This window comes from Microbacterium sp. USHLN186, from assembly GCF_037145155.1.
GTDB lineage: Bacteria > Actinomycetota > Actinomycetes > Actinomycetales > Microbacteriaceae > Microbacterium.
The window spans coordinates 81,964-99,964 of record NZ_JBBCYA010000002.1; the positions used below are offsets into that span (position 1 = coordinate 81,964).

Annotated in this window: 16 protein-coding genes; 6 read left to right on the forward strand and 10 right to left on the reverse strand. The window is 70.9% G+C overall.

Going from position 1 to position 18,001, the window contains the following annotated elements; all coding sequences use genetic code 11:
* Positions 1 to 24 precede the first annotated feature (24 nt).
* Genes WFG93_RS04405 through WFG93_RS04425 form a run of 5 tightly spaced genes read right to left on the reverse strand, consistent with a single transcriptional unit; the run spans position 25 to position 6,338 of the window.
* Complete coding sequence (locus WFG93_RS04405) at positions 25 to 669, reverse strand: hypothetical protein (RefSeq protein WP_336645118.1); 645 nt, start codon at positions 667 to 669, stop codon at positions 25 to 27.
* Entirely contained in the window at positions 666 to 1,625 is a 960-nt protein-coding gene (locus WFG93_RS04410; RefSeq protein WP_336645119.1) for a glycosyltransferase family 2 protein, read from the reverse strand. Before WFG93_RS04410 ends, WFG93_RS04405 begins: the two co-directional genes overlap by 4 nt.
* Positions 1,622 to 3,532: a glycosyltransferase gene (locus tag WFG93_RS04415; protein ID WP_336645120.1), complete on the reverse strand. Its 1,911-nt coding sequence runs from the start codon at positions 3,530 to 3,532 to the stop codon at positions 1,622 to 1,624. Before WFG93_RS04415 ends, WFG93_RS04410 begins: the two co-directional genes overlap by 4 nt.
* A 59-nt stretch (positions 3,533 to 3,591) precedes the next feature.
* Positions 3,592 to 4,899 carry an O-antigen ligase family protein gene (locus WFG93_RS04420; RefSeq protein WP_336645121.1) on the reverse strand — a complete coding sequence of 436 codons (1,308 nt, stop codon included), beginning with the start codon at positions 4,897 to 4,899 and terminating at the stop codon, positions 3,592 to 3,594.
* Positions 4,896 to 6,338, reverse strand: coding sequence for an O-antigen ligase family protein (locus tag WFG93_RS04425; RefSeq protein WP_336645122.1), 1,443 nt, complete (start codon positions 6,336 to 6,338; stop codon positions 4,896 to 4,898). The genes WFG93_RS04420 and WFG93_RS04425 overlap by 4 nt, the downstream gene beginning before the upstream one ends.
* Positions 6,339 to 6,397: 59 nt before the next feature.
* On the opposite strand from WFG93_RS04425, the gene manA reads away from it, so the two are divergent.
* The 4 genes from manA to WFG93_RS04445 all read left to right on the forward strand — a co-directional run bounded on the left by manA (position 6,398) and on the right by WFG93_RS04445 (position 12,409).
* Positions 6,398 to 7,537 (forward strand): mannose-6-phosphate isomerase, class I, encoded by a 1,140-nt coding sequence (gene manA / locus WFG93_RS04430; protein ID WP_336645123.1) that lies wholly within the window; start codon positions 6,398 to 6,400, stop codon positions 7,535 to 7,537.
* 141 nt (positions 7,538 to 7,678) lie between these two features.
* Positions 7,679 to 7,996 (forward strand): WhiB family transcriptional regulator, encoded by a 318-nt coding sequence (locus WFG93_RS04435; protein ID WP_336645124.1) that lies wholly within the window; start codon positions 7,679 to 7,681, stop codon positions 7,994 to 7,996.
* A gap of 67 nt (positions 7,997 to 8,063) precedes the next feature.
* A complete protein-coding gene (locus WFG93_RS04440; protein ID WP_336645125.1) occupies positions 8,064 to 11,045 on the forward strand; it encodes a glycosyltransferase in 2,982 nt (993 codons plus the stop codon).
* Complete coding sequence (locus WFG93_RS04445) at positions 11,042 to 12,409, forward strand: DUF5719 family protein (protein ID WP_336645126.1); 1,368 nt, start codon at positions 11,042 to 11,044, stop codon at positions 12,407 to 12,409. Before WFG93_RS04440 ends, WFG93_RS04445 begins: the two co-directional genes overlap by 4 nt.
* Positions 12,410 to 12,441: 32 nt before the next feature.
* Here the strand turns inward: WFG93_RS04445 and WFG93_RS04450 are convergent, their stop codons facing one another.
* Positions 12,442 to 12,789 carry a hypothetical protein gene (locus WFG93_RS04450; protein ID WP_336645692.1) on the reverse strand — a complete coding sequence of 116 codons (348 nt, stop codon included), beginning with the start codon at positions 12,787 to 12,789 and terminating at the stop codon, positions 12,442 to 12,444.
* Between the two features lie 150 nt (positions 12,790 to 12,939).
* Between WFG93_RS04450 and WFG93_RS04455 the strand changes: the two genes are divergently transcribed.
* Positions 12,940 to 13,182: a DUF3499 family protein gene (locus WFG93_RS04455; protein ID WP_336645127.1), complete on the forward strand. Its 243-nt coding sequence runs from the start codon at positions 12,940 to 12,942 to the stop codon at positions 13,180 to 13,182.
* 56 nt (positions 13,183 to 13,238) lie between these two features.
* Here the strand turns inward: WFG93_RS04455 and WFG93_RS04460 are convergent, their stop codons facing one another.
* Complete coding sequence (locus tag WFG93_RS04460) at positions 13,239 to 14,048, reverse strand: RDD family protein (protein WP_336645128.1); 810 nt, start codon at positions 14,046 to 14,048, stop codon at positions 13,239 to 13,241.
* Positions 14,049 to 14,064: 16 nt separating this feature from the next.
* On the opposite strand from WFG93_RS04460, the gene WFG93_RS04465 reads away from it, so the two are divergent.
* Positions 14,065 to 15,054 carry a stage II sporulation protein M gene (locus WFG93_RS04465; protein ID WP_442928237.1) on the forward strand — a complete coding sequence of 330 codons (990 nt, stop codon included), beginning with the start codon at positions 14,065 to 14,067 and terminating at the stop codon, positions 15,052 to 15,054.
* Positions 15,055 to 15,100: 46 nt separating this feature from the next.
* Here the strand turns inward: WFG93_RS04465 and WFG93_RS04470 are convergent, their stop codons facing one another.
* From WFG93_RS04470 to WFG93_RS04480, 3 genes are all read right to left on the reverse strand, one after another.
* A complete protein-coding gene (locus WFG93_RS04470; RefSeq protein WP_336645130.1) occupies positions 15,101 to 15,892 on the reverse strand; it encodes an aquaporin in 792 nt (263 codons plus the stop codon).
* Between the two features lie 142 nt (positions 15,893 to 16,034).
* Entirely contained in the window at positions 16,035 to 17,531 is a 1,497-nt protein-coding gene (locus tag WFG93_RS04475) for a catalase (RefSeq protein ID WP_336645131.1), read from the reverse strand.
* Positions 17,524 to 17,961, reverse strand: a complete 438-nt coding sequence (locus WFG93_RS04480) for a Fur family transcriptional regulator (RefSeq protein ID WP_336645132.1) — start codon at positions 17,959 to 17,961, stop codon at positions 17,524 to 17,526. Before WFG93_RS04480 ends, WFG93_RS04475 begins: the two co-directional genes overlap by 8 nt.
* Positions 17,962 to 18,001 lie beyond the last annotated feature (40 nt).

Here is an 18,001-nt window from a genome sequence, read left to right on the forward strand (position 1 = left end):
CGGGTGCTCCCCAGGGTCACGGGATCAGCCGCTGATCAGCTCCCGCAGCTCGCGCAGCGCTGCCCGCGCCGCGTCGAGGCGCGCTGACCCGTCCTCACCTTGCGCGTAGGCGGCGCGGAGAGCATCCAGCGTCTGTCCGTAGTTCTGCACGCCGTCCTGCCACTTCTGGGCGAGTGAGCGTGGCGTCACAGTGTCCGACATCCGGCCCGCGTCGCCACGCAGCTGGTCGACGATCTGCACGCCCTCCTCGCCCGACGCGTCGGCAGCGTACGAGAGCCCGGTGGCCGCGTCATCGAGCAGCGGCTGCACCTTCTGGCGGAACACGGGGACGGCCGGGTCGGCGGGGGCCGGGGGAGCGGTCGACGGAGCGGGTTCCGGGGTGACGTCCGGCACGGGCGCCGTCGTGGCCGTCGGCGAGGGGGTGGGCGTCGTCGACGGCGTCGACGTCGTGCTCGGCGTGGCGGTCGGCGTCGCGGATGCCGTGGGGCGCGCAGTCGGCGTGGACGACGCGGACGGATCCGCGGCAGCCCCCGGACGCAGGAAGAGCAGGAAGACCGCGACGGCGATGGCCACGGCGGCCACCGCGAGTCCGGCGATCAGCCATGCGCGGGACCGGCGCGGCCGCTCCTCGGGGTACGCCCAGACGTACTCGGGCTGCGGGTCGCTCATCGATCCTCCAGTGCGGGCATGGGCTGCCAGGTCCGGTCGCGGCTGATCCGCCCTCCGTCGACGAGCCCGCGCAGCAGATTGCTCGTCCCGCGCACGGTGCGCTCGACGAAGAAGAGCCGGATCAGCTCCTTGAAGAAGGTGGCCGTGGTGCCGAGGCCGAACAGCACGGGGCTGTAGGTGCCCTTCGCACGGTAGTAGTGCTTGATGTATGCACGGTTGCGCATGATGTAGTAGCGGTAGGCGTTGCTCGACGCGTTCATGTGCCGGATGCCCATGTCCCACTGCTTGATCTCGCGCGTGCGCCGCAGGACGAACTCATCGACGATGACCGACGTCGTCAGACGGGATGCCAGCCAGCCGTACATCTGATCGTCCCAGTAGATGAAGAAGCGCGGGTCGGGAAGGCCGATCCTGGCCACGATCGAACGGTGGATGAACATGCCCTCGAAGCATCCGCTGTTCATCTGCCGGTACCCGGAGGAGTCGAACTTCGACGGGGCGAAGGGGATCGGGATGCCCATGCGCTCGGCGATGCGGTACTGCCAGTAGAACTCGCTGCCGTCGTAGTCGTAGCGGCGCCCCTGGATGCTCTTGAAGCGATGCGTCCAGCGCCCCATCTTCGCGAGGCCGTCCGGGAGCACCTCGACGTCGTCGTCCATGAGCCAGATCCACTCGGACCCCAGCTCGTAGGCGGTGCGCATCCCCTCGCTGAACCCGCCGGAGCCGCCCGTGTTCGTCTCGAGGCGGCGGTAGACGATCTCCGTGCCGACGCTGCCGCGGAACGAATCGACGACCTCTGTGGTGTCGTCGGAGGAAGCGTTGTCGATGATGACCACACGGCCCGGTTTGGGATCCATGTCGCGGATGCTGGCGAGCAGTCCGCCGAGCAGATGCGAGCGGTTGTAGGTGACGACGACGATCGACGCCGACGAGGGCGCGAACTCAGCCGAGGTCATGCCTCCTCCTCGAAGATCCGGCCCCAGGCGCCGTCCGAGACCAGCTCGGGCAGCGCAGCGCGATACCTGGCTTGCAGCCGCGACCAGTTGCGGCGCAGCCGCAGGTGCAGTCGCACGCTCTCGGTGAGCATGCGCCGGTACTGCGCCCTGTCACGGGTGTACACGTTCTTGCCGGACCCGTCGGCGGAGCTGACGAGGGCGCTGTCGAACAGGGGGACGCGCCACCAGTGCGCGTCGCCCTTGCCGAACTCGACCTCGGGCTGCTCGACGTTCACCGGGTCGGGTACGTGCACCCAGTGCGCGAGCAGCGTGCGCAGCGTGAACCAGCGCAGAAGCAGACCCTTGGGGCTGTCGAACTGATTCTTCTTGAGCCGCTTGTACACCTGCCGTCCGCGTCGTGAGTGCAGCACCCGGCTGGGGTCGCGGTGCACGACCGTCTCGGGGAAATCGGCGGCCAGCTTGCGTGCTGCGGGCATCGCGGTGGCCAGATTGCGCTGCATGTGCGCAGGTCCGGACAGCACGTCGTGCAGTGCTCTCGCACGCAGCGCGACGGGGTAGTACTGCATCATCATCAGATGCTTGAGGTCCACCCGCAGGCTGTGCTTGAGCAGCCGGCCGCCCTTGGGCGCGTTCGAGTGCAGCAGCCCGGCGACGATGCGGTTGCGGGCGTGGAAGTAGGCCTGCCAGTCGATCGAGTCGTCCTTGTTGACCCACGACACGTGCCAGAGGGCGACGCCGGGCAGCGAGACGGTCGGATAGCCGGCCTCGCCGGCGCGCAGGCAGAACTCGGCGTCATCCCACTTGATGAAGGCCGGGAGCGACAGCCCCACCTCGCGGATGGCGTCGAGCGGGATCAGACACATCCACCAGCCGTTGTAGTCGGCGTCCATGCGCATGTGCAGCAGCGGGGACTGCCGCAGGTTCGCGGTGCCGAAGTCGTGCGGCATCTTCTCCTGATAGAGGTTGCGCCACATGAAGGGATGCTCGTCGACCACCTCCGCCCAGCCGTGCAGCTTCGGACGGTCGAGCAGGTCGAACATGTGCCCGCCCACCAGCATGGGGGTCGTGGCATAGCGACCGAAGACGATCGACCGGCGCAGCGATTCGGGTTCCAGGCGCACATCGTCGTCGAGCAGCTGCACGAAGTCGCTCCCCGGGCGCTGCAGCGCCTCATGCATCGACCGCGCGAAGCCGCCGGAGCCGCCGAGGTTGGGCTGACGGATGACCTGCAGGGTGTCACCCAGCTGCGCGGCCACATCGGCGTAGCCGGGCTGGTCAGCGACGAGCTGCGTGCCCTGGTCGACGAGGAAGATGCAGTCGACGAATTCGAGAGCACCGGGCGAGTCCGCGAGTGCGTTCAGCGTGTCGACGCAGTAGTCCGGCTTGTTGTAGGTCGTGATCCCGAGCGACGCCTTCCCCTGCCGCACGGGCTCCTGCTCGGTCGTCCACTCGGCGCCCTCGAGAACGGCGGTCGCCTCGTCGGCGACCACGTCGAACCAGATCCAGCCGCCGTCGCTGTACTCGGTGAGGGAGAGGTCGAAGGACGTGCTGGCCTCGCCCGACACCTCGCGGGTGTCCACGCGCTGATGCACCCCGCCGCCGTTGGAGCGGTAGACGAGGATGGTCGCCGGCCCCGAGGTGCGCACCGTCAGACGCACCTGGCGCACGCTCGTCCAGTGCTGCCAGTACGACGCCGGGAACGCGTTGAAGTACGTGCCGAGGGAGACACGGCGTCCTGACACGATCCGGGCACGATGGCGCCCGAGGATGTTGCCCAGCTGCGCCCGGTTGGACACTCGGACGGGCTCTTCATCGATGACGGACCACGTCTCCGGGTCGACGTACAGCGGGAGCAGATCGGGGTCGCGATCGAGCGGGAAGACGACGTTCTGCAGCACGTGGGTCACGAGGGGAAAGCCTAGCGGTCGCAGCTTGGAATCCCAGTGACGGCAGAGCCCGGGCGCCGTCAGCCGTCGCCGCGTTCGGGCCGCAGCGCGATGGCAGCGCTGGTGTGCGCCGCATCGATGCTCTCGCGCCATGATCGGCTCTGCCCGGCGCGCAGGGCGCACAGCACGAGCAGCAGCCAGCCGACGCCGGTGAGCGAGAAGCTCTCGAACATCGACTCGACGGCCACCGTGAGCAGCGTGAGCGGTGTCCAGGCGTACACGACCGAGCGTCGCACGCTCGCCACCAGCCACGAGCGCACGATGGCGACCCCGCCGAGGATGAGGAAGAGGGCGAGCCCCGCCCAGCCGAGCTGCAGGAGGACGTCGAAGTAGGAGTTCAGCGCGGACTGATGGTGATCCGCCAGCTGGAAGTTGATGTAGGTGAACGGGTACTGCCCCCGCGGCCAGGTGCCGAACCAGCCGTGCCCCGTGATGGGGCGCTCGGCGATGAAGTCCAGCGAGAGGTTCCACAGATCGGCGCGCGTGGAGAAGTCCGAACCTGCATCGAGGAGGCTGATGATCCGGTGACGCAGAGCGAAGGCGAGCACGAGAGCGCCGACGACGAGCGCCCCCAGCAGCCATTGCATCACATCACGTCGCTCGGGCGGCGTGTGCCGGACGATCGTCAGCGCGGTGGTCCCGATGCCGACCGCGGCGGCGAGCACGACCACCGTCGGCGACGCCGACAGCAGCGCCAGGAAGCCGGCCAGCGCGACGGAGAGCACGCCCGCGGTACGGCCGATCGACTGGGTGCGCCATTCGATCACGAACGTGATCAGCGCGATCACCGCGATGAAGCCCAGCATGTTGCGGGTGCCGAAGACCCCCTGGACGGGACCGCCGATCGCGAGGTTGCCCTCGATTCCGAACGCGGTGAAGGGCGTGTCCAGAAGGATGCCGGAGAGGATCTCCGCCGCCAGCGAGAGCGAGAGCAGCACCCGCAGCGTGTCGCCGATCGCGCGGACGGTCTGCAGGGTATCGCGGATGTGCCCGATCGTGACGGCGATGAGCGCGTAGCCGAACAGCGTCGTCCAGGCCGCGATCGTCCCCGAGCGATCGGATGACCACAGCGTGCTCAGCAGCGCCAGGGCGAGGAAGCCCAGCAGCGAGGTGGGAGCCAGACGCAGCAGCGAGAGCTCCTCGCGGCGCACGAGAAGCACCACGGCGCCGAGCAGAGCCAGTACGGCGATGATGGTGGCAAGGCTCACCGGTGACATCATGCGCGTGATGAGGAAGGACGTGAACGCCGCCGCGATAGCGGTGAGCGTGTAGGCGCGGGCGAACGCCGCAGAGTTCAGCAGCGCGACCACGTACCGCCGGGGGCTCATGACGGCTTCGTCGCGCGTGCGCCCGCGGGCCGCGATGATGCCGAACGGCCGGCGCCCGAAAGGGGAGTGCGCTCGCTGAGTCCGACGCCGATCAGCGGCACGGCCTTCATCTTGAACGACAGCAGGATCAGCAGCAGCCAGCCCCACAGCATGATCGGCGCGGACTCCGCCAGACCCTCCACCAGCAGCGCCGCGGTCAGCAGCAGCGGGAGCAGTGACAGGGGGGAGTAGGGCCGGTCGGCGTCGAGGTCCCAGCGCGGTCGATCCACTGCGAAGAACCAGGCCCGCCAGAGCAGCGCGAGCCACGCGATCGCCATCACCGCCACGCCCACCGCGCCGAGCTGCAGGAAGACGTCCAGCCACATGTCGTGCGCATGGAACACCGTGAGGCCGTGATCCATGATCCAGCCGTGGAACGCCGGGTCCCACGGCACCCAGGGCGACGAGAAGCCGTTGCCGAAGGCGGGGCGTGTGATCGCGCGCTCCCAGACCGCCTGCCAGATCTCGATCCGCCCGGTGAGGTCGGAGTCCTTGCCGAGCAGGGCGAGGACGCGCTCGCGCAGCAGCAGGGCGGCGGCGCCGCCCGCCACGGCGACCCCGGCGAACACCAGGTACAGCACGCCGCGGCGCCCGGGCGCCACCGCGCGCGCGAGGAGCGCGGCGACGAGCACGGCCGCGATCACCGCGATGCTGAGGTACACGGTCGCGGAGGCCGCCTTCACGAGCAGCAGCATCGCGAGGGCCGACCAGACGATGAGCATGCTGCGCCGGCGCACCTGGGTGACGTAGAGCACCGCGAACACGATGAGCGCGAACAGGCACATCATCGACAGCGTGTGGGCATTGCCGACGATGCCCTGGATGCGACCGCCGTCGAAGAGATTGCCGCGCACCCAGTACAGGTGCGGATCGATCCGGCCCTCGGGCACGTCGGCGAAGTTCGGCAGCAGCGGATGCCGCAGCACCAGCGCCACGGCCAGCTCGATCAGCAGCGACAGACCGAGGATGATCTTCAGGGCCGTCGACAGGGCGCGCGCGATCTCCTGCCAGGTCAGGACCGTCGCGATCAGCAGCGCGCACACCGTGATCGCGGCCAGCAGCGACCAGGTCAGCAGCGTCGCCCCTGGCCAGCGCGACCACAGCACCGACAGCAGCGCGAGGGCGGCGTAGACCAGTGCCGCCCAGGGCAGGCGCCGCCACGGGAAGCGCGTCGGACGCCGGCGGACGATCGCTGTCACCCAGATCCCGACGGCCACGGTGCTGAGCACCGCCAGCACGATCGCCGCGCCCGCCGTGCCGAGCAGGTTGTACACCGCGGTGTGGGCCAGCAGGCACACCAGCGCGAGCACACTGAAGCCCCGCACGAGCAGATGCCGCGTGGCCTCGCGAGGCGGCGGTGCCGGACGTGCGGCGACAGGATGCTTGGTGTACACGGCCATCGGGTTCAGGCTATCGCGCTGCACCCGGGTTTCACCCGGTGACGACCTACGCTGGAGGCATGCTGCTTCCTCTCGTCAATGAACCGCGCGACTACGCGTGGGGTTCGCGATCGCTGCTGGCCGCACTCGAGGGGCGGACGCCGTCGGCGTCGCCCGAGGCGGAGGTCTGGTTCGGCGACCACCCCGCCGATCCGGCCGAGCTGCCATCCGGCGGTACCCTGGACGAGGTCACCGGGGGCGAGCTGCCCTACCTGCTGAAGCTGCTCGCCGCGGCGGATCCGCTGTCGATCCAGGTGCACCCTACCCGCGCGCAGGCACGGGAGGGGTACGCGCGGGAGCAGGGGATGGACGCCGCCGATCCCAGCCGCAACTATCGCGATGAGAACCACAAGCCGGAGCTCCTGGTCGCCCTCAGCGACCGATTCGAGGCGCTCGCCGGGCTGCGCCCGGTGTCGGACACGCTGCGCCTGCTGGCATCCCTTCCCGACGCCGCGGCAGTATGGGCACTGCGCGAGCGGCTGAGCGATCCCGACGAGTCCGCCGCCCTGCGCGACACCATCGGCTGGCTGCTGTCCGGTCGGGCGCAGGCCGACGTGCGGGAGATCTGCGCTGTGCTGGTACAGGATTCCACGGCGGTCGACGCCCCACCCGAGTTCGCGGAGACCCTCGACGCGCTGCGCGGCATCGCCGAGCGCAACCCCGACGATGCCGGCGTGCTGGTCGCACTGCTGATGAACTTCGTCGTGCTGCGGCCGGGTCAGGCCGTCTACCTGCGCGCGGGACTGCTGCACGCGTACGTCTCGGGGCTCGGCGTGGAGATCATGGCGGCGAGCGACAACGTCCTTCGCGGCGGACTCACGCCCAAGCATGTCGATGTCGAAGAGCTGCTCGCCATCGTCGACACCGCACCCGCTGCGGTCGCGGTGCAGCCCGGGACGGGCTCCCGGGTCCGATACGAGATACCGGTGGACGACTTCGCCCTGCAGCGGATCGATCTCGCAGGCGAGCTGCGGGTGCCGGTGCGCGGACCGGCCATGGTGCTCGCAACGGCCGGTGAGGTGAGCGTGTCCGCGGCCGCGGCGCCGCAACGCGTCGCCGTGCCCGTCGGAACCGCCGTGTTCGCCACCGCTGACGAGCGCGAGCTCGCGCTGCACGGACGAGGTCAGGTCTTCATCGCCGAGCCCGGTGCCGCGAGCTGAGCGCGACACGCCGACAGATCGCCATGAACCTTAAACGCACTCTTGAGGGTTTACGATCCGCGACTTGACCGCGGCGAATGACACGGGTGTAATTAGTGGAGCACGGCCCGCGGGGGGCACGAGCAGGGTTGGGAGATCGAGATGACGGGTTACCGCTCAGACGTTCCCGAGAATTGGTTCGTCGATCCGGTGAATCTCGGCGTACCCGGTGTACGTCGAGTCGATGAAGATGATGACGGCGCTCTCGCCTGGCAGGCTGACGCGCTGTGCGCGCAGACCGACCCCGAGGCGTTCTTCCCCGAGAAGGGCGGCTCGACCAGAGACGCCAAGCGCATCTGCACGTCCTGTGATGTCCGGGGCGAGTGCCTCGAGTACGCGCTCAGCAACGACGAGCGCTTCGGCATCTGGGGCGGGCTCAGCGAACGCGAGCGGCGCAAGCTCAAGCGTCGCGCGAGCTGACCGCTTCGCAGGCGCGCCGCGTCGGCTGACCGGCGCCCTGCGGGAGCGTGCGTAGGCTGTCTCTGCCATGCCAGCACGAGTTCATGCCATCGTCGTCGCGCGCACGGGTGAGACCGCGCTCGCCGGACTCCGCCGAACCCTCGACGCCCTTCGCTCCCAGACCCGCCCACCCGACGCCGTCACGGTCGTCGTGCTCGGCAGCGGCGCGCAGGTGCGCGCCCTGGACGGCATCGGGCACACCGTCGAGGGGATCATCGAGGCGCGTCCGAGCACGGGCTTCGCGCAGGCCGTCGCGCTGGCCCAGCCCCGGGTGAAGGACGGCGCCTCGGTCTGGCTGCTCGGTGCCGACTGCGCTCCCGAGGAGCACGCGCTGCAGCTTCTCGCCGGGGCTCTGGAACGCGCGCCCTCGGCGGCGATCACCGCGCCCAAGCTGGTGCGGCACGACGACGAACGCGAGATCGTCTCGCTCGGCGTGAGCATGAGTCGGTTCGGCCGCTCCGTCGAACTCGCCGCGGACGAGCTGGATCAAGGACAGCACGACTTCAACGAGGACGCACTCAGCGCCGACGTGCGGGGGATGCTGATCCGCGGGGAGGCGCCCGCGGCGCTGCGGCCCGACCCGGCGCTCGGTGGCGCGGACGAGGGACTCGACCTCGGCGTGCGCGCACGGCTCGGCGGGGCGCGTGTCGTGCTGGTGCCCAAGGCGCGCGTGCATGTGCGTCCCGACGGTGTCGCGGCGCTGCCGGTGCGCCCGTCGGCCCGCGCGTGGGCGACGCGCCGCGCCCAGCTGCACCGCCGCCTCGCATACGCGCCCGCACCGGCCGTGCCGCTGCACTGGCTGAGTCTGCTGCCTCTCGCGCTGTGGCGCTCGATCGTCCACCTCATCGGCAAGCGGCCGGTCGCCGTGGTGCCGGAGTGGGGTGCCGCGCTCGCTGCGATGCTGGCGTTCGGCGCCGTCGCGCGCTCGCGCCGTCGCATCCGCTCCTTCCGCAATGCCTCCTGGGCCGGCCTCGCGCCGCTGCGGGTCTCGCACACCCAGCTGCGCCAGCGCCTCGACGACGGCCACGGCAGCGAACGAGGTGCCGCGGCGGAACTGCACTTCTTCAGCGGTGGCGGTGCGTGGGCGGTGCTCGCGGCGCTCGTCGTGGGGATCGCCGCGTTCTTCCCGCTGCTCGCCTGGCCGAGCATCGGTGGCGGAGAGCTGCTGCCCATGCGGCAGACTCTTGCGGAACTGTGGCGGGATGCCGGATGGGGGCTGCGCGACCTCGGTCTCGATGTCGTGGGCCCCGCCGATCCGTTCGCGGCGGTGCTCGCCGTGCTCGGCTCGCTGTGGCCGGGTGCGCCCTCGTTCGCGATCGTGCTGCTGTGGCTGGCGGCTCTTCCGCTCGCGGTCCTCGGCGGCTGGTTCGCGGCGACGCGCATCACCGACCGCGCCAGCCTGCGCATCGTCGCGGGCGTGCTGTGGGCGTTCGCACCCACCTTCCTCACCGCCCTCACCCAGGGCCGGCCGGCGGCGGTGCTGGTGCACCTGCTGCTGCCATGGGCGTTCCACGCCGCCGTCGTCGCCCACCGCTCCTGGGGGGCTGCCGGCGCGGCGTCCCTGCTCGTCGCGGCCGTTCTCGCCTGTGCTCCCTCGCTTGCACCTGCGATCGCGCTGCTGTGGGCGCTCGCTCTGACCCTGATGCTCTCCGCGGGGCGGCTGCGCCGCGCGGTGCGCATCCTCTGGCTGCTCGTCCCCGCCGCCGTGCTGTTCGCACCCCTCGTCTACTGGCAGCTGCGTCAGGGCGACCCGTGGGCCCTGCTGGCCGATCCCGGCGTCGTGCGGGTCCTCGAGCAGGCTGCCGCGGACGTGCCGGGACGACTCGTGCTCGCACAGGGCTTCCCGTCCGCCGATCGCGGCGGCTGGACGTGGCTGATCGGGGCGGATCCGGCGGGGTGGGCGCCGCTGCTGCTCGTACCGCTCGCCCTGCTCGCCCTGACCTCCGCGCTGTCCCCGCGCTGGCGCGGCGGGTTCGCGCTGCTGCTCACCATGATGGCGGGAATCGCCACGGCGATGCTCTCGGTCGGGATCGCCGTCTCGTTCGCGGAGGGCCAGCCCGTGCCGCTCTGGCCGGGATCGGCGCTGAGCCTGGCCTGGCTCGGTGCGGTCGGCGCCCTGCTGATCACCCTCGACACGGTCGTCGGGCGCCCGGCGCTGCGTTCCGCTGCCGCTCTGGTCGCCGCGGCCGGCGTCGTGGTGTGCGCGCTGCCGGGCCTGCTCGCGGTGAACCTCGGCGAGACGCAGATCCGCAACGGGGCCACGAGCACACTGCCGGCACTCGTGGCCGCTCATTCGGCGGATGCCGGTGACACCGGAACGCTCGTTCTGGCCCCGCTCGACGACGGCTCGCTGTCCACGCAGCTCGTCTGGGGACCGAGCGCGACGCTCAGTGCCCAGACGACCCTCTTGAGCACGGCCACTCGCGCGGCAGACGACACCCTCGCGACGGACGCCGTCGACCTGCTCTCCGCGCGCGACTTCGACGCCGCCGCGGCGCTCGGTGCGCGCGGCGTCGGCTTCGTGCTGCTGAGCTCCGCCGCGGGCGAGAGCGATCGGGCGCGCAGCATGCGAGACGGTGCGGTGACCGCCATGGACCAGCGCAGCGGGTTCATCAAGGCCGGAGAGACGCCTACCGGCATGCTCTGGCAGGTGGACGCGCCCATCGCGCCGAGGGCCGAGCCATCTCCGGCGCAGCAGGCCGCCGCGCGCCTCGTCGTCACCGTCCAGCTCGTCGTCGTGATCGCCGCGTTGCTGCTGGCGATCCCCACGCGAGCCTCCCGGCGCGCCGCCCGCGCCCGGCCACGCGTCGTGGGGCGCTGGAGCGACGACCGACCCCGGCGACGGTCGCGCCGCACCCCCGAGCCCTCCGCGGCGCAGGCTGCTGCATCCCAGACAGCAGCGCCTGCACCCGAGGCAGCGGCGACGGCGTCCCCGCCCTACCCGTCCGCGCCCCAGGCGTCGACCCCGGCGTCCGCCCTCACCCCGACGCACAGCGGAGGACGACGATGAGACAGCGCACGATGAATCTCGCCGCCACCGGTGCGCGCGTCGCCACCGGCGCGGCCGTGGCCGTCGGCTGCGTGCTGGCCGTGACTGCCGCCGTGGCGGCTCCCTGGCCCGAGGTGCGAAATGTCGCCGCGCATACGCTCGTGACCCCCGTTCCCGGGGACGCCACGATCATCTGCGGAGGTTCCTTCCGCGCCCTCGGTAGGGAAGCGACCCAGGCCGACCTGCTGCTGTCGGCTGCGACGCCCGAGCGGCGCGTGGACGCGGACGGACACGAGATCCAGGTCGACGCGCTGCAGATGCCCGGTGTGGTGGGCGGGGAGGGCGCGCAGAGCCTCACCGCTGCCGTTTCAGACCGTCAAGCTCCGCTGATCTCCGCCGTGGAGGCCGTCCGCCTCGATGACGAGGATCTGCGTGGCTTCGCGGCCGCACCCTGTCGTGAGCCCTCGCTGCATTCCTGGCTGGTCGGCGGCGATGGGGCGACCGGGTCCTCAGACGTGATCATCCTCGCGAACGCGGGCAGCGTCCCCACCACGGTGGATCTCAACGTGTACGCTGACGCGCGCAGCACGACCACGCGGATCGTGCCGCCGCGCACCCAGCTGAGTCTTCCGCTGGCATCCGTCGCCGGTTCGGCGGCGCGACCGGTGATCGAGGTCGTCGCCTCCGGAGCGCCGGTGCGGGCGACGCTGCAGTCGGCGCGGGTGCGCGCCCTCGACGCCGTGGGCGTCGACCTGCAGGATGGCATGAGCGGCCCGCAGCGCAGCCTGCGCATCCTCGGGGTGCAGTCGCCGCAGGACGCACCGGGTGATGACGCGACCGGCGTCATCCTGCGCATGCTCGCTCCCTCGTCCGGCGCGAGCGCGACGGTCCGGCTGCGCGGCGCCGCGCAGCAGCAGGTGATGCAGGAGTACGCCGTCGAGCTCACCGCGGGTCAGCCCAGCGAGATCGCGCTCAGCGGCGTCAGCGGCTCGTATGACGTCGAGATCGAGGCGACCGCTCCGGTCGTCGCCGCGGCGCGGCAGAGCGTGCACTCCGGCGAACAGGAGGACTTCGCGTGGATGCTTCCGGCCCCGGAGCTGGTGGGCACCGTCCCGTTCTCGGTTCCGCAGGGTGCGGCGGCGAGCCTGCACCTGCGCAATCCGGGGTCGGCCGCGATCACCGTCACGCTGGAGGGCGCTGCATCGGATCTCATCGAGCTGGCTCCCGAGAGCGCCGCGGCGGTCGCGCTGCCGGCCGGGGGCTACCGACTGCTCTCGAGCGAACCCGTGCACGCCTCCGTCGTCCTGCGGGCGGACACCGCGGTCGCCGGTTGGCCGCTGTGGGCACCGCCCGCCACACAGCAGCCGATCGTCGTCCGCCCCTGATTCCCCGGCCCTCGGACTGCTCGGCGACCCGCTCAGCGGTCGCGGGCGTCCGGCCCGAGCTCCCATGGCTCGCGGCCGACGTACTCCGCTGCGGCGTGGAACACCGCGCTCTCCACGGCCATCCGCCGATGCGCCGCGTCGTCGTGACCCTTCGGGAGCAGTCGCTCGATCGGCACGCGGTAGAGCGTGACGCGCTGCGCGGCGGGGTCGACGCGCCACAGCGGGATGCCGTCTCCACGGTCGTGCACGGGCATGGACGCGATCTCGAAGCGCACCTCGCGCAGCTCGTCCCAGGCACCGCGCAGGTACTCGACAGCGCTGCCGACCGTGATCTCGAAGCGGTCCAGCCGTCCGTCCAGAGGCGGCAGCGGAGGACGCACGACCTCGCTGCGTCCGAGGCGACCATGCCGCCCGTGCCGCGCGCCCCGGCGTGCCGCGGTGCGGGACGGGTGACGAGCGGGCATGAGCAAAGTCTAGGCGCTCTGCGTGCCGACCGGGCATCGCGGCCCGCCGGTCGTATGGTGGAGGGGATGGATGCGACACTTCCTCTCGACGCCGGCCTGAACGTCGCAGAACGCCTGTGCTCGAAGGTGGCCTGCGCGCGCGAGGCGGTGGCCACGCTCACCTTCGACTACGGCGATCAGATGGCGGCGCTGGGTCCGCTCGGGCCGGGCGGCGATCCGCACGCGCACGACCTGTGCGCCATCCATGCCGAGCGTCTCTCGGTGCCGTCCGGCTGGCTCGTGGTGCGCCACGAGGCGCTGCGCGGCTGAGCCATCACCGGGCGGCGCCAGCGGACACCCAGGCGTCACGCCCGTGCACGGGCCGGTCACACCCGGATGCGGCGTCCGCTCAGTCGTTCTGCGCGCTCGTCGGCCAGCAGCAGCGCGCGCTGCTCGCGGGCGCGACGAAGCGCCGTGATGCCGCGCAGGAGGTCCTCGGCCGGCACCGCGGGCACGGGGGAGACGAAGGCGCACGCCTCATCGGCGAGCTCGGCCGCGACGGCCGCGCGCGCGGACGGGGACAGCCGGACGGCATTGCCGAGGAACTGCGAGATTCGCCGGGCGAGGCGGTCCGGAAGGCGCGCGACGTCCGCGATCGCCGCCCAGTCCGCGAGCGAGGGCGGCAGCTGCGGTTGATGCGAGACGAGCGCGGGAGTGCGGACGCGCTGGGAGTAGGTCCCGGCGACGAGATCGCCCAGTCGCTGGGATCGTGCTGTCAGTGCGCCGGTGATGACGGCCGCACCGCCGAGGGTCAGGTAGATCTCGAGCACGCCGATCAGGGCGCGGATGAACGTGTGCCGGAAGGTGATCGCGCCGCCGTCGACGCGCACGATGCGACCCCCCACTGCGAACTTGCCGACGCTGCGGCCACGCGTGGCGACCTCCACCGTGATCGGCAGGACGAGGAAGCTCAGCACCAGGGCCGAGATGCTGAGGATGCGAACGGCCTGCTCGCTCAGCAGCCCGGCGCCGGACAGCCAGATCTGCACGAAGAGCACTGCGAGGAACAGGGCGAGGCTGATCAGCATGTCGATGAGCGCTCCGGCGGCGCGCAGCACGAAGCCCACCGGCTGCACGTCGATCGCGACGGCCTCGCCGGAGAGGATCTCCTGGTCATCGGCGATCGGCACGGACATGAGTACAGTAAATCAGGTGGATGCCGATACGCTCGCCGACGTGCGCCGCCCGGAGTGGGAACGGCTGAACGGGCTGGCACGCAAGCGCCGGCTCACCGGCGCCGAGGTCGACGAGCTCATCCTGCGCTACCGCGCCGCATCTGCGGACCTCGCCGAGCTGAAGACCTCGGTCGGCGACTCCCCACAGGGCGCGTACCTCTCCACCATCCTCGCCGCCGCGCGGCTGCGACTGACCGGGGCGGGCGACAACGTGCTCGCCCAGGCGAGTCGATTCTTCACACGGCAGCTGCCGGCCGCCCTGTACCGCATCCGATGGACGACCGCCGTCATCGCCGCCGCCTTCGTGCTCGTCGTACTGCTCAGTGGTGCATGGATCGCCGCAGATCCGGCGCTGGTGGCGACGCTCGGGCCGGCGGACGCGCTACGACAGTATGCCGAGGAGGATTTCGTCGACTACTACGGTTCGGGTGCCTCGTTCGCGGGGATGGTCTGGCTGAACAACGCGTGGATCGCCATGCAGTGCGTGCTGTTCGGGGTGACGGGCGTGTGGCCGGTGTGGATGCTCGTGCAGAACGCGATGGGGCTCGGCGTCGCCGGCGCGGTGATGTCGGCGTACGGGCACCTCGACACGATGCTGCTGCACATCCTGCCGCACGGGATGCTGGAGCTCACTGCGATCTTCGTGGCAGCCGCGGCCGGTCTGCACGTGTTCTGGTCGTGGGCCGTGCCCGGTCGGCGCAGCCGCGCGCAGTCCCTCGCCGCGGGCGGGCGGTCGCTGGCGACGGTGGCGATCGGTCTGGTGTTCGTGCTGCTGCTGTCGGGCCTGGTCGAGGGCTTCGTGACCGGGTCGGCGCTGCCGTGGCCGGTGAAGATCGGCATCGGCGGGTTGGCGCTGTCCGCCTTCGTCTTCTACATGCTGGTGATGGGTCGTCGTGCTGCCCGGCTCGGGGAGAGCGGCGACCTGGTGGAGTACGAGGCGGGAACGCCGACGCTCACGGCGGGCTGAGGCGACGCCCGGGACACGACCTCGGCGGTGGGCATCCGCCGCGGCGTCAGTGCGTCTCGCGTGCGGCGACGTCCGCGAAGAGCGCACGGTGCGCGAGCCCCGCGGCCAGCGCGCCCAGCGCGGGGCAGATCAGGAAGACCCACAGCTGCGTCAGCGGTCCGAGGCCGCCGTAGATCGCGGTCGCGAGGGAGCGTGCCGGGTTCACCGCGCCGTTGTCCACGGGGATCGCGACGAGGTGCACGAGCAGGTAGCCCAGTCCGATGGCCGCCGCCGCTGCCGGCGCCGGCCCGTTCGGCGTGCTCCGGCTCGCCGCGGTGGTTCCGAGGTAGACGAACATGAGGAACGCGGCCAGGATCGCCTCGATGAGCATCGCCGCAGGCATCTCGAAGCCCGCCGGCGACAGCGCATCGAAGCCCGTGCTCGCGAAGCCCGCGTCCTGGGAGCGCTTGAGCCAGTCCGCCGGACCGAACGTGCCGATCAGCACCAGCGCGGTGGAGGCCATCACCGCGCCCACGAGCTGCGCGGCGACGTACGCGGGCACATCGCGCCAGGGCAGTCGGCCCGCCGCAGCCGCGCCGAGGGAGATCGCCGGATTGAAGTGCCCGCCGGAGATCCGTCCGAATGCGCTGAACGCGACCAGGAGGGCAAGGCCGAAGGCCAGCGCGGTCGCGAGGTAGACGACGGCGTTCGCGCCCGGGTCGGTGAGGTGGTCTGCGGCGAAGAGCGCGGTGCCGACCCCGGCGAAGACGAGCAGGAAAGAGCCGAACCCCTCGGCGGTCAGCCGCGCCGTGCGGGCGGCCTCTGCGGCATCCGGGATCTCGGTCATCGCGCTCTCCATCCGGGATGCTCCTCTCGCCCGGTGGGCACGGGCACGTTCTTCGATGATCTCGCATCCGGCTCCGACCCGTGCGGCGTACACGCCGAGGCCCCCTCATCACCGTGATGAGGGGGCCTCGGATACACCGATCAGATCGTCGTGCTCACTCGCCGACGCCCACCGGCTCGGGCTGGCCGACCGGTGCACCCGCGAGAGCGCGCAGCTGTGCGGCGAGGTCCTGGTCGACCTGGCCCCAGTACCAGAAGAAGCGCTCCTGGATGGCGGGGACGGTCAGGGCGTTGTACTGCCCGACCAGGGTCTGAACGAAGCGCTCGCGCTCCTCGTCGTCGAACACCTCGCGGTAGAGGATGCTCGCCTGGACGAAGTCGCCGTCGTCCTCGCGCAGCGTGGCAGCCGAACGCACGAGCGCGCCGTCGGACTCCCAGCTCGCCTCGACACCCAGCAGCGGGTCGGCCTCGGGGCCGCCGGCCGCGCCGTACGAGTTCGGGGTGTACACCCGGTGCTCGGCGGGGGCGTAGTGGTACTGCATCTGACCCTCGTGCATGTAATTGCGCACCTGGGCCGCGTGCGGCTGGTTCACCGGCAGCTGGTTGAAGTTCGCGCCGATGCGGTAGCGCTGCGCATCGGAGTACGAGAACACGCGGGCCATCAGCATCTTGTCGGGCGAGATGCCGGTGCCGGGAACCTGGTTGCCGGGCGAGAAGGCGGCCTGCTCGATCTCGGCGAAGAAGTTCTGCGGGTTGCGGTTGAGCGTGAACGTGCCCACCTTGATGCGCGGGTAGTCCTTCTTCGACCAGGTCTTGGTGAGGTCGAAGGGGTTGTAGCGGTAGGTCTTGGCCTCTTCGTACGGCATGATCTGCACGTACACGTCCCACTTCGGGAAGTCGCCCTGCTCGATCGCCTCGTACAGGTCGCGTCGGTAGTAGTCGGCGTCCTCGCCGGCGATGCGCTCGGCCTCGCCGGCCGACATGCGCTCGACGCCCTGGTGGGAGAGGAAGTGGTACTTCACCCAGAAGCGCTCACCGGCGGCGTTGACCCACTGGTAGGTGTGCGAGCCGTACCCGTTGAGGTGGCGCCACGAGCGCGACAGGCCGCGGTCGCCCATGACGTAGGTGACCTGGTGGGCCGACTCGGGCGAGAGGGTCCAGAAGTCCCACTGCATGTCGGCGTCGCGCAGACCCGAGGCGCCGAGGCGCTTCTGCGAGTGGATGAAGTCCGGGAACTTCATCGCGTCGCGCAGGAAGAAGGTGGGGGTGTTGTTGCCGACGATGTCGAGGTTGCCCTCGGTGGTGTAGAAGCGCAGCGAGAAGCCGCGCACGTCGCGCCACGTGTCGGGCGAGCCCTGCTCGCCGGCGACGGACGAGAAGCGCAGCAGCGTCTCGCTCTTCGCACCGGGCTGGAAGACGGCCGCGCGCGTGTACGCCGAGACGTCCTCGGTGACCTCGAACTCGCCGAACGCGCCGCCGCCCTTGGCGTGCGGGTTGCGCTCCGGCACGCGCTCGCGGTTGAACGAGGCGAGCTTCTCGACCAGGTAGCGGTCGTGCAGCGCCGTGACGCCGTCGGCGCCGACGGTCAGCGAATGCGCATCGCTTGCGACGGGCGTTCCTGTCTGTGTGGTGGTTGCGGGCTTGTCAGCCATTGCTGTTCCTTTCGCATTCGTGGCAGAGGGCTCGGTACGTCACCGCGGCTTCGAGGATTCGCATGCCGTGGTCGTGGGAGGGGTGCAGGCAGGGAGCGGCGCCGATGGCGCAGGAGACGTCCTCCACGCGGCCGCAGCTGATGCACTGCACGTGGTGGTGGTTGTCGCTGTGCTGGATCTCGTAGAGAGCGCTGCCGACATCGGGCAGGTTCACACGCTGCACCAGCCCCGCGGCGGTGAGGTCGTTCAGGACGCTGTGCACCGTGGCGAGGGCGATACCGGGCAGTGCGTCCCGGATGCCGGTGTAGACGACCTCGGCGGAGGCGTGCGGATGCGCGTCCAGTGTCTCGAGGACGCGCGTGCGCTGCACCGTGACGCGAAGCCCGGCGTCGCGCAGCAGCTGCGGCGCGTCGACAGGGGAGCGGGTCATGGTCCCCATCTTATCCTGAATCAGTCAGAAGAACGAATCA

What these genes read in the sequence shown, in the direction of transcription:
- WFG93_RS04460 (WP_336645128.1), bottom strand. Translation starts at nt 14,048, where the DNA reads ATGTCCGTGCCGATCGCCGATGACCAGGAGATCCTCTCCGGCGAGGCC.
- WFG93_RS04435 (WP_336645124.1), top strand. Translation starts at nt 7,679, where the DNA reads ATGACGGGTTACCGCTCAGACGTTCCCGAGAATTGGTTCGTCGATCCG.
- WFG93_RS04470 (WP_336645130.1), bottom strand. Translation starts at nt 15,892, where the DNA reads ATGGAGAGCGCGATGACCGAGATCCCGGATGCCGCAGAGGCCGCCCGC.
- WFG93_RS04410 (WP_336645119.1), bottom strand. Translation starts at nt 1,625, where the DNA reads ATGACCTCGGCTGAGTTCGCGCCCTCGTCGGCGTCGATCGTCGTCGTC.
- WFG93_RS04455 (WP_336645127.1), top strand. Translation starts at nt 12,940, where the DNA reads ATGGATGCGACACTTCCTCTCGACGCCGGCCTGAACGTCGCAGAACGC.
- WFG93_RS04445 (WP_336645126.1), top strand. Translation starts at nt 11,042, where the DNA reads ATGAGACAGCGCACGATGAATCTCGCCGCCACCGGTGCGCGCGTCGCC.
- WFG93_RS04425 (WP_336645122.1), bottom strand. Translation starts at nt 6,338, where the DNA reads ATGGCCGTGTACACCAAGCATCCTGTCGCCGCACGTCCGGCACCGCCG.
- WFG93_RS04475 (WP_336645131.1), bottom strand. Translation starts at nt 17,531, where the DNA reads ATGGCTGACAAGCCCGCAACCACCACACAGACAGGAACGCCCGTCGCA.
- manA (WP_336645123.1), top strand. Translation starts at nt 6,398, where the DNA reads ATGCTGCTTCCTCTCGTCAATGAACCGCGCGACTACGCGTGGGGTTCG.
- WFG93_RS04405 (WP_336645118.1), bottom strand. Translation starts at nt 669, where the DNA reads ATGAGCGACCCGCAGCCCGAGTACGTCTGGGCGTACCCCGAGGAGCGG.
- WFG93_RS04480 (WP_336645132.1), bottom strand. Translation starts at nt 17,961, where the DNA reads ATGACCCGCTCCCCTGTCGACGCGCCGCAGCTGCTGCGCGACGCCGGG.
- WFG93_RS04440 (WP_336645125.1), top strand. Translation starts at nt 8,064, where the DNA reads ATGCCAGCACGAGTTCATGCCATCGTCGTCGCGCGCACGGGTGAGACC.
- WFG93_RS04420 (WP_336645121.1), bottom strand. Translation starts at nt 4,899, where the DNA reads ATGAGCCCCCGGCGGTACGTGGTCGCGCTGCTGAACTCTGCGGCGTTC.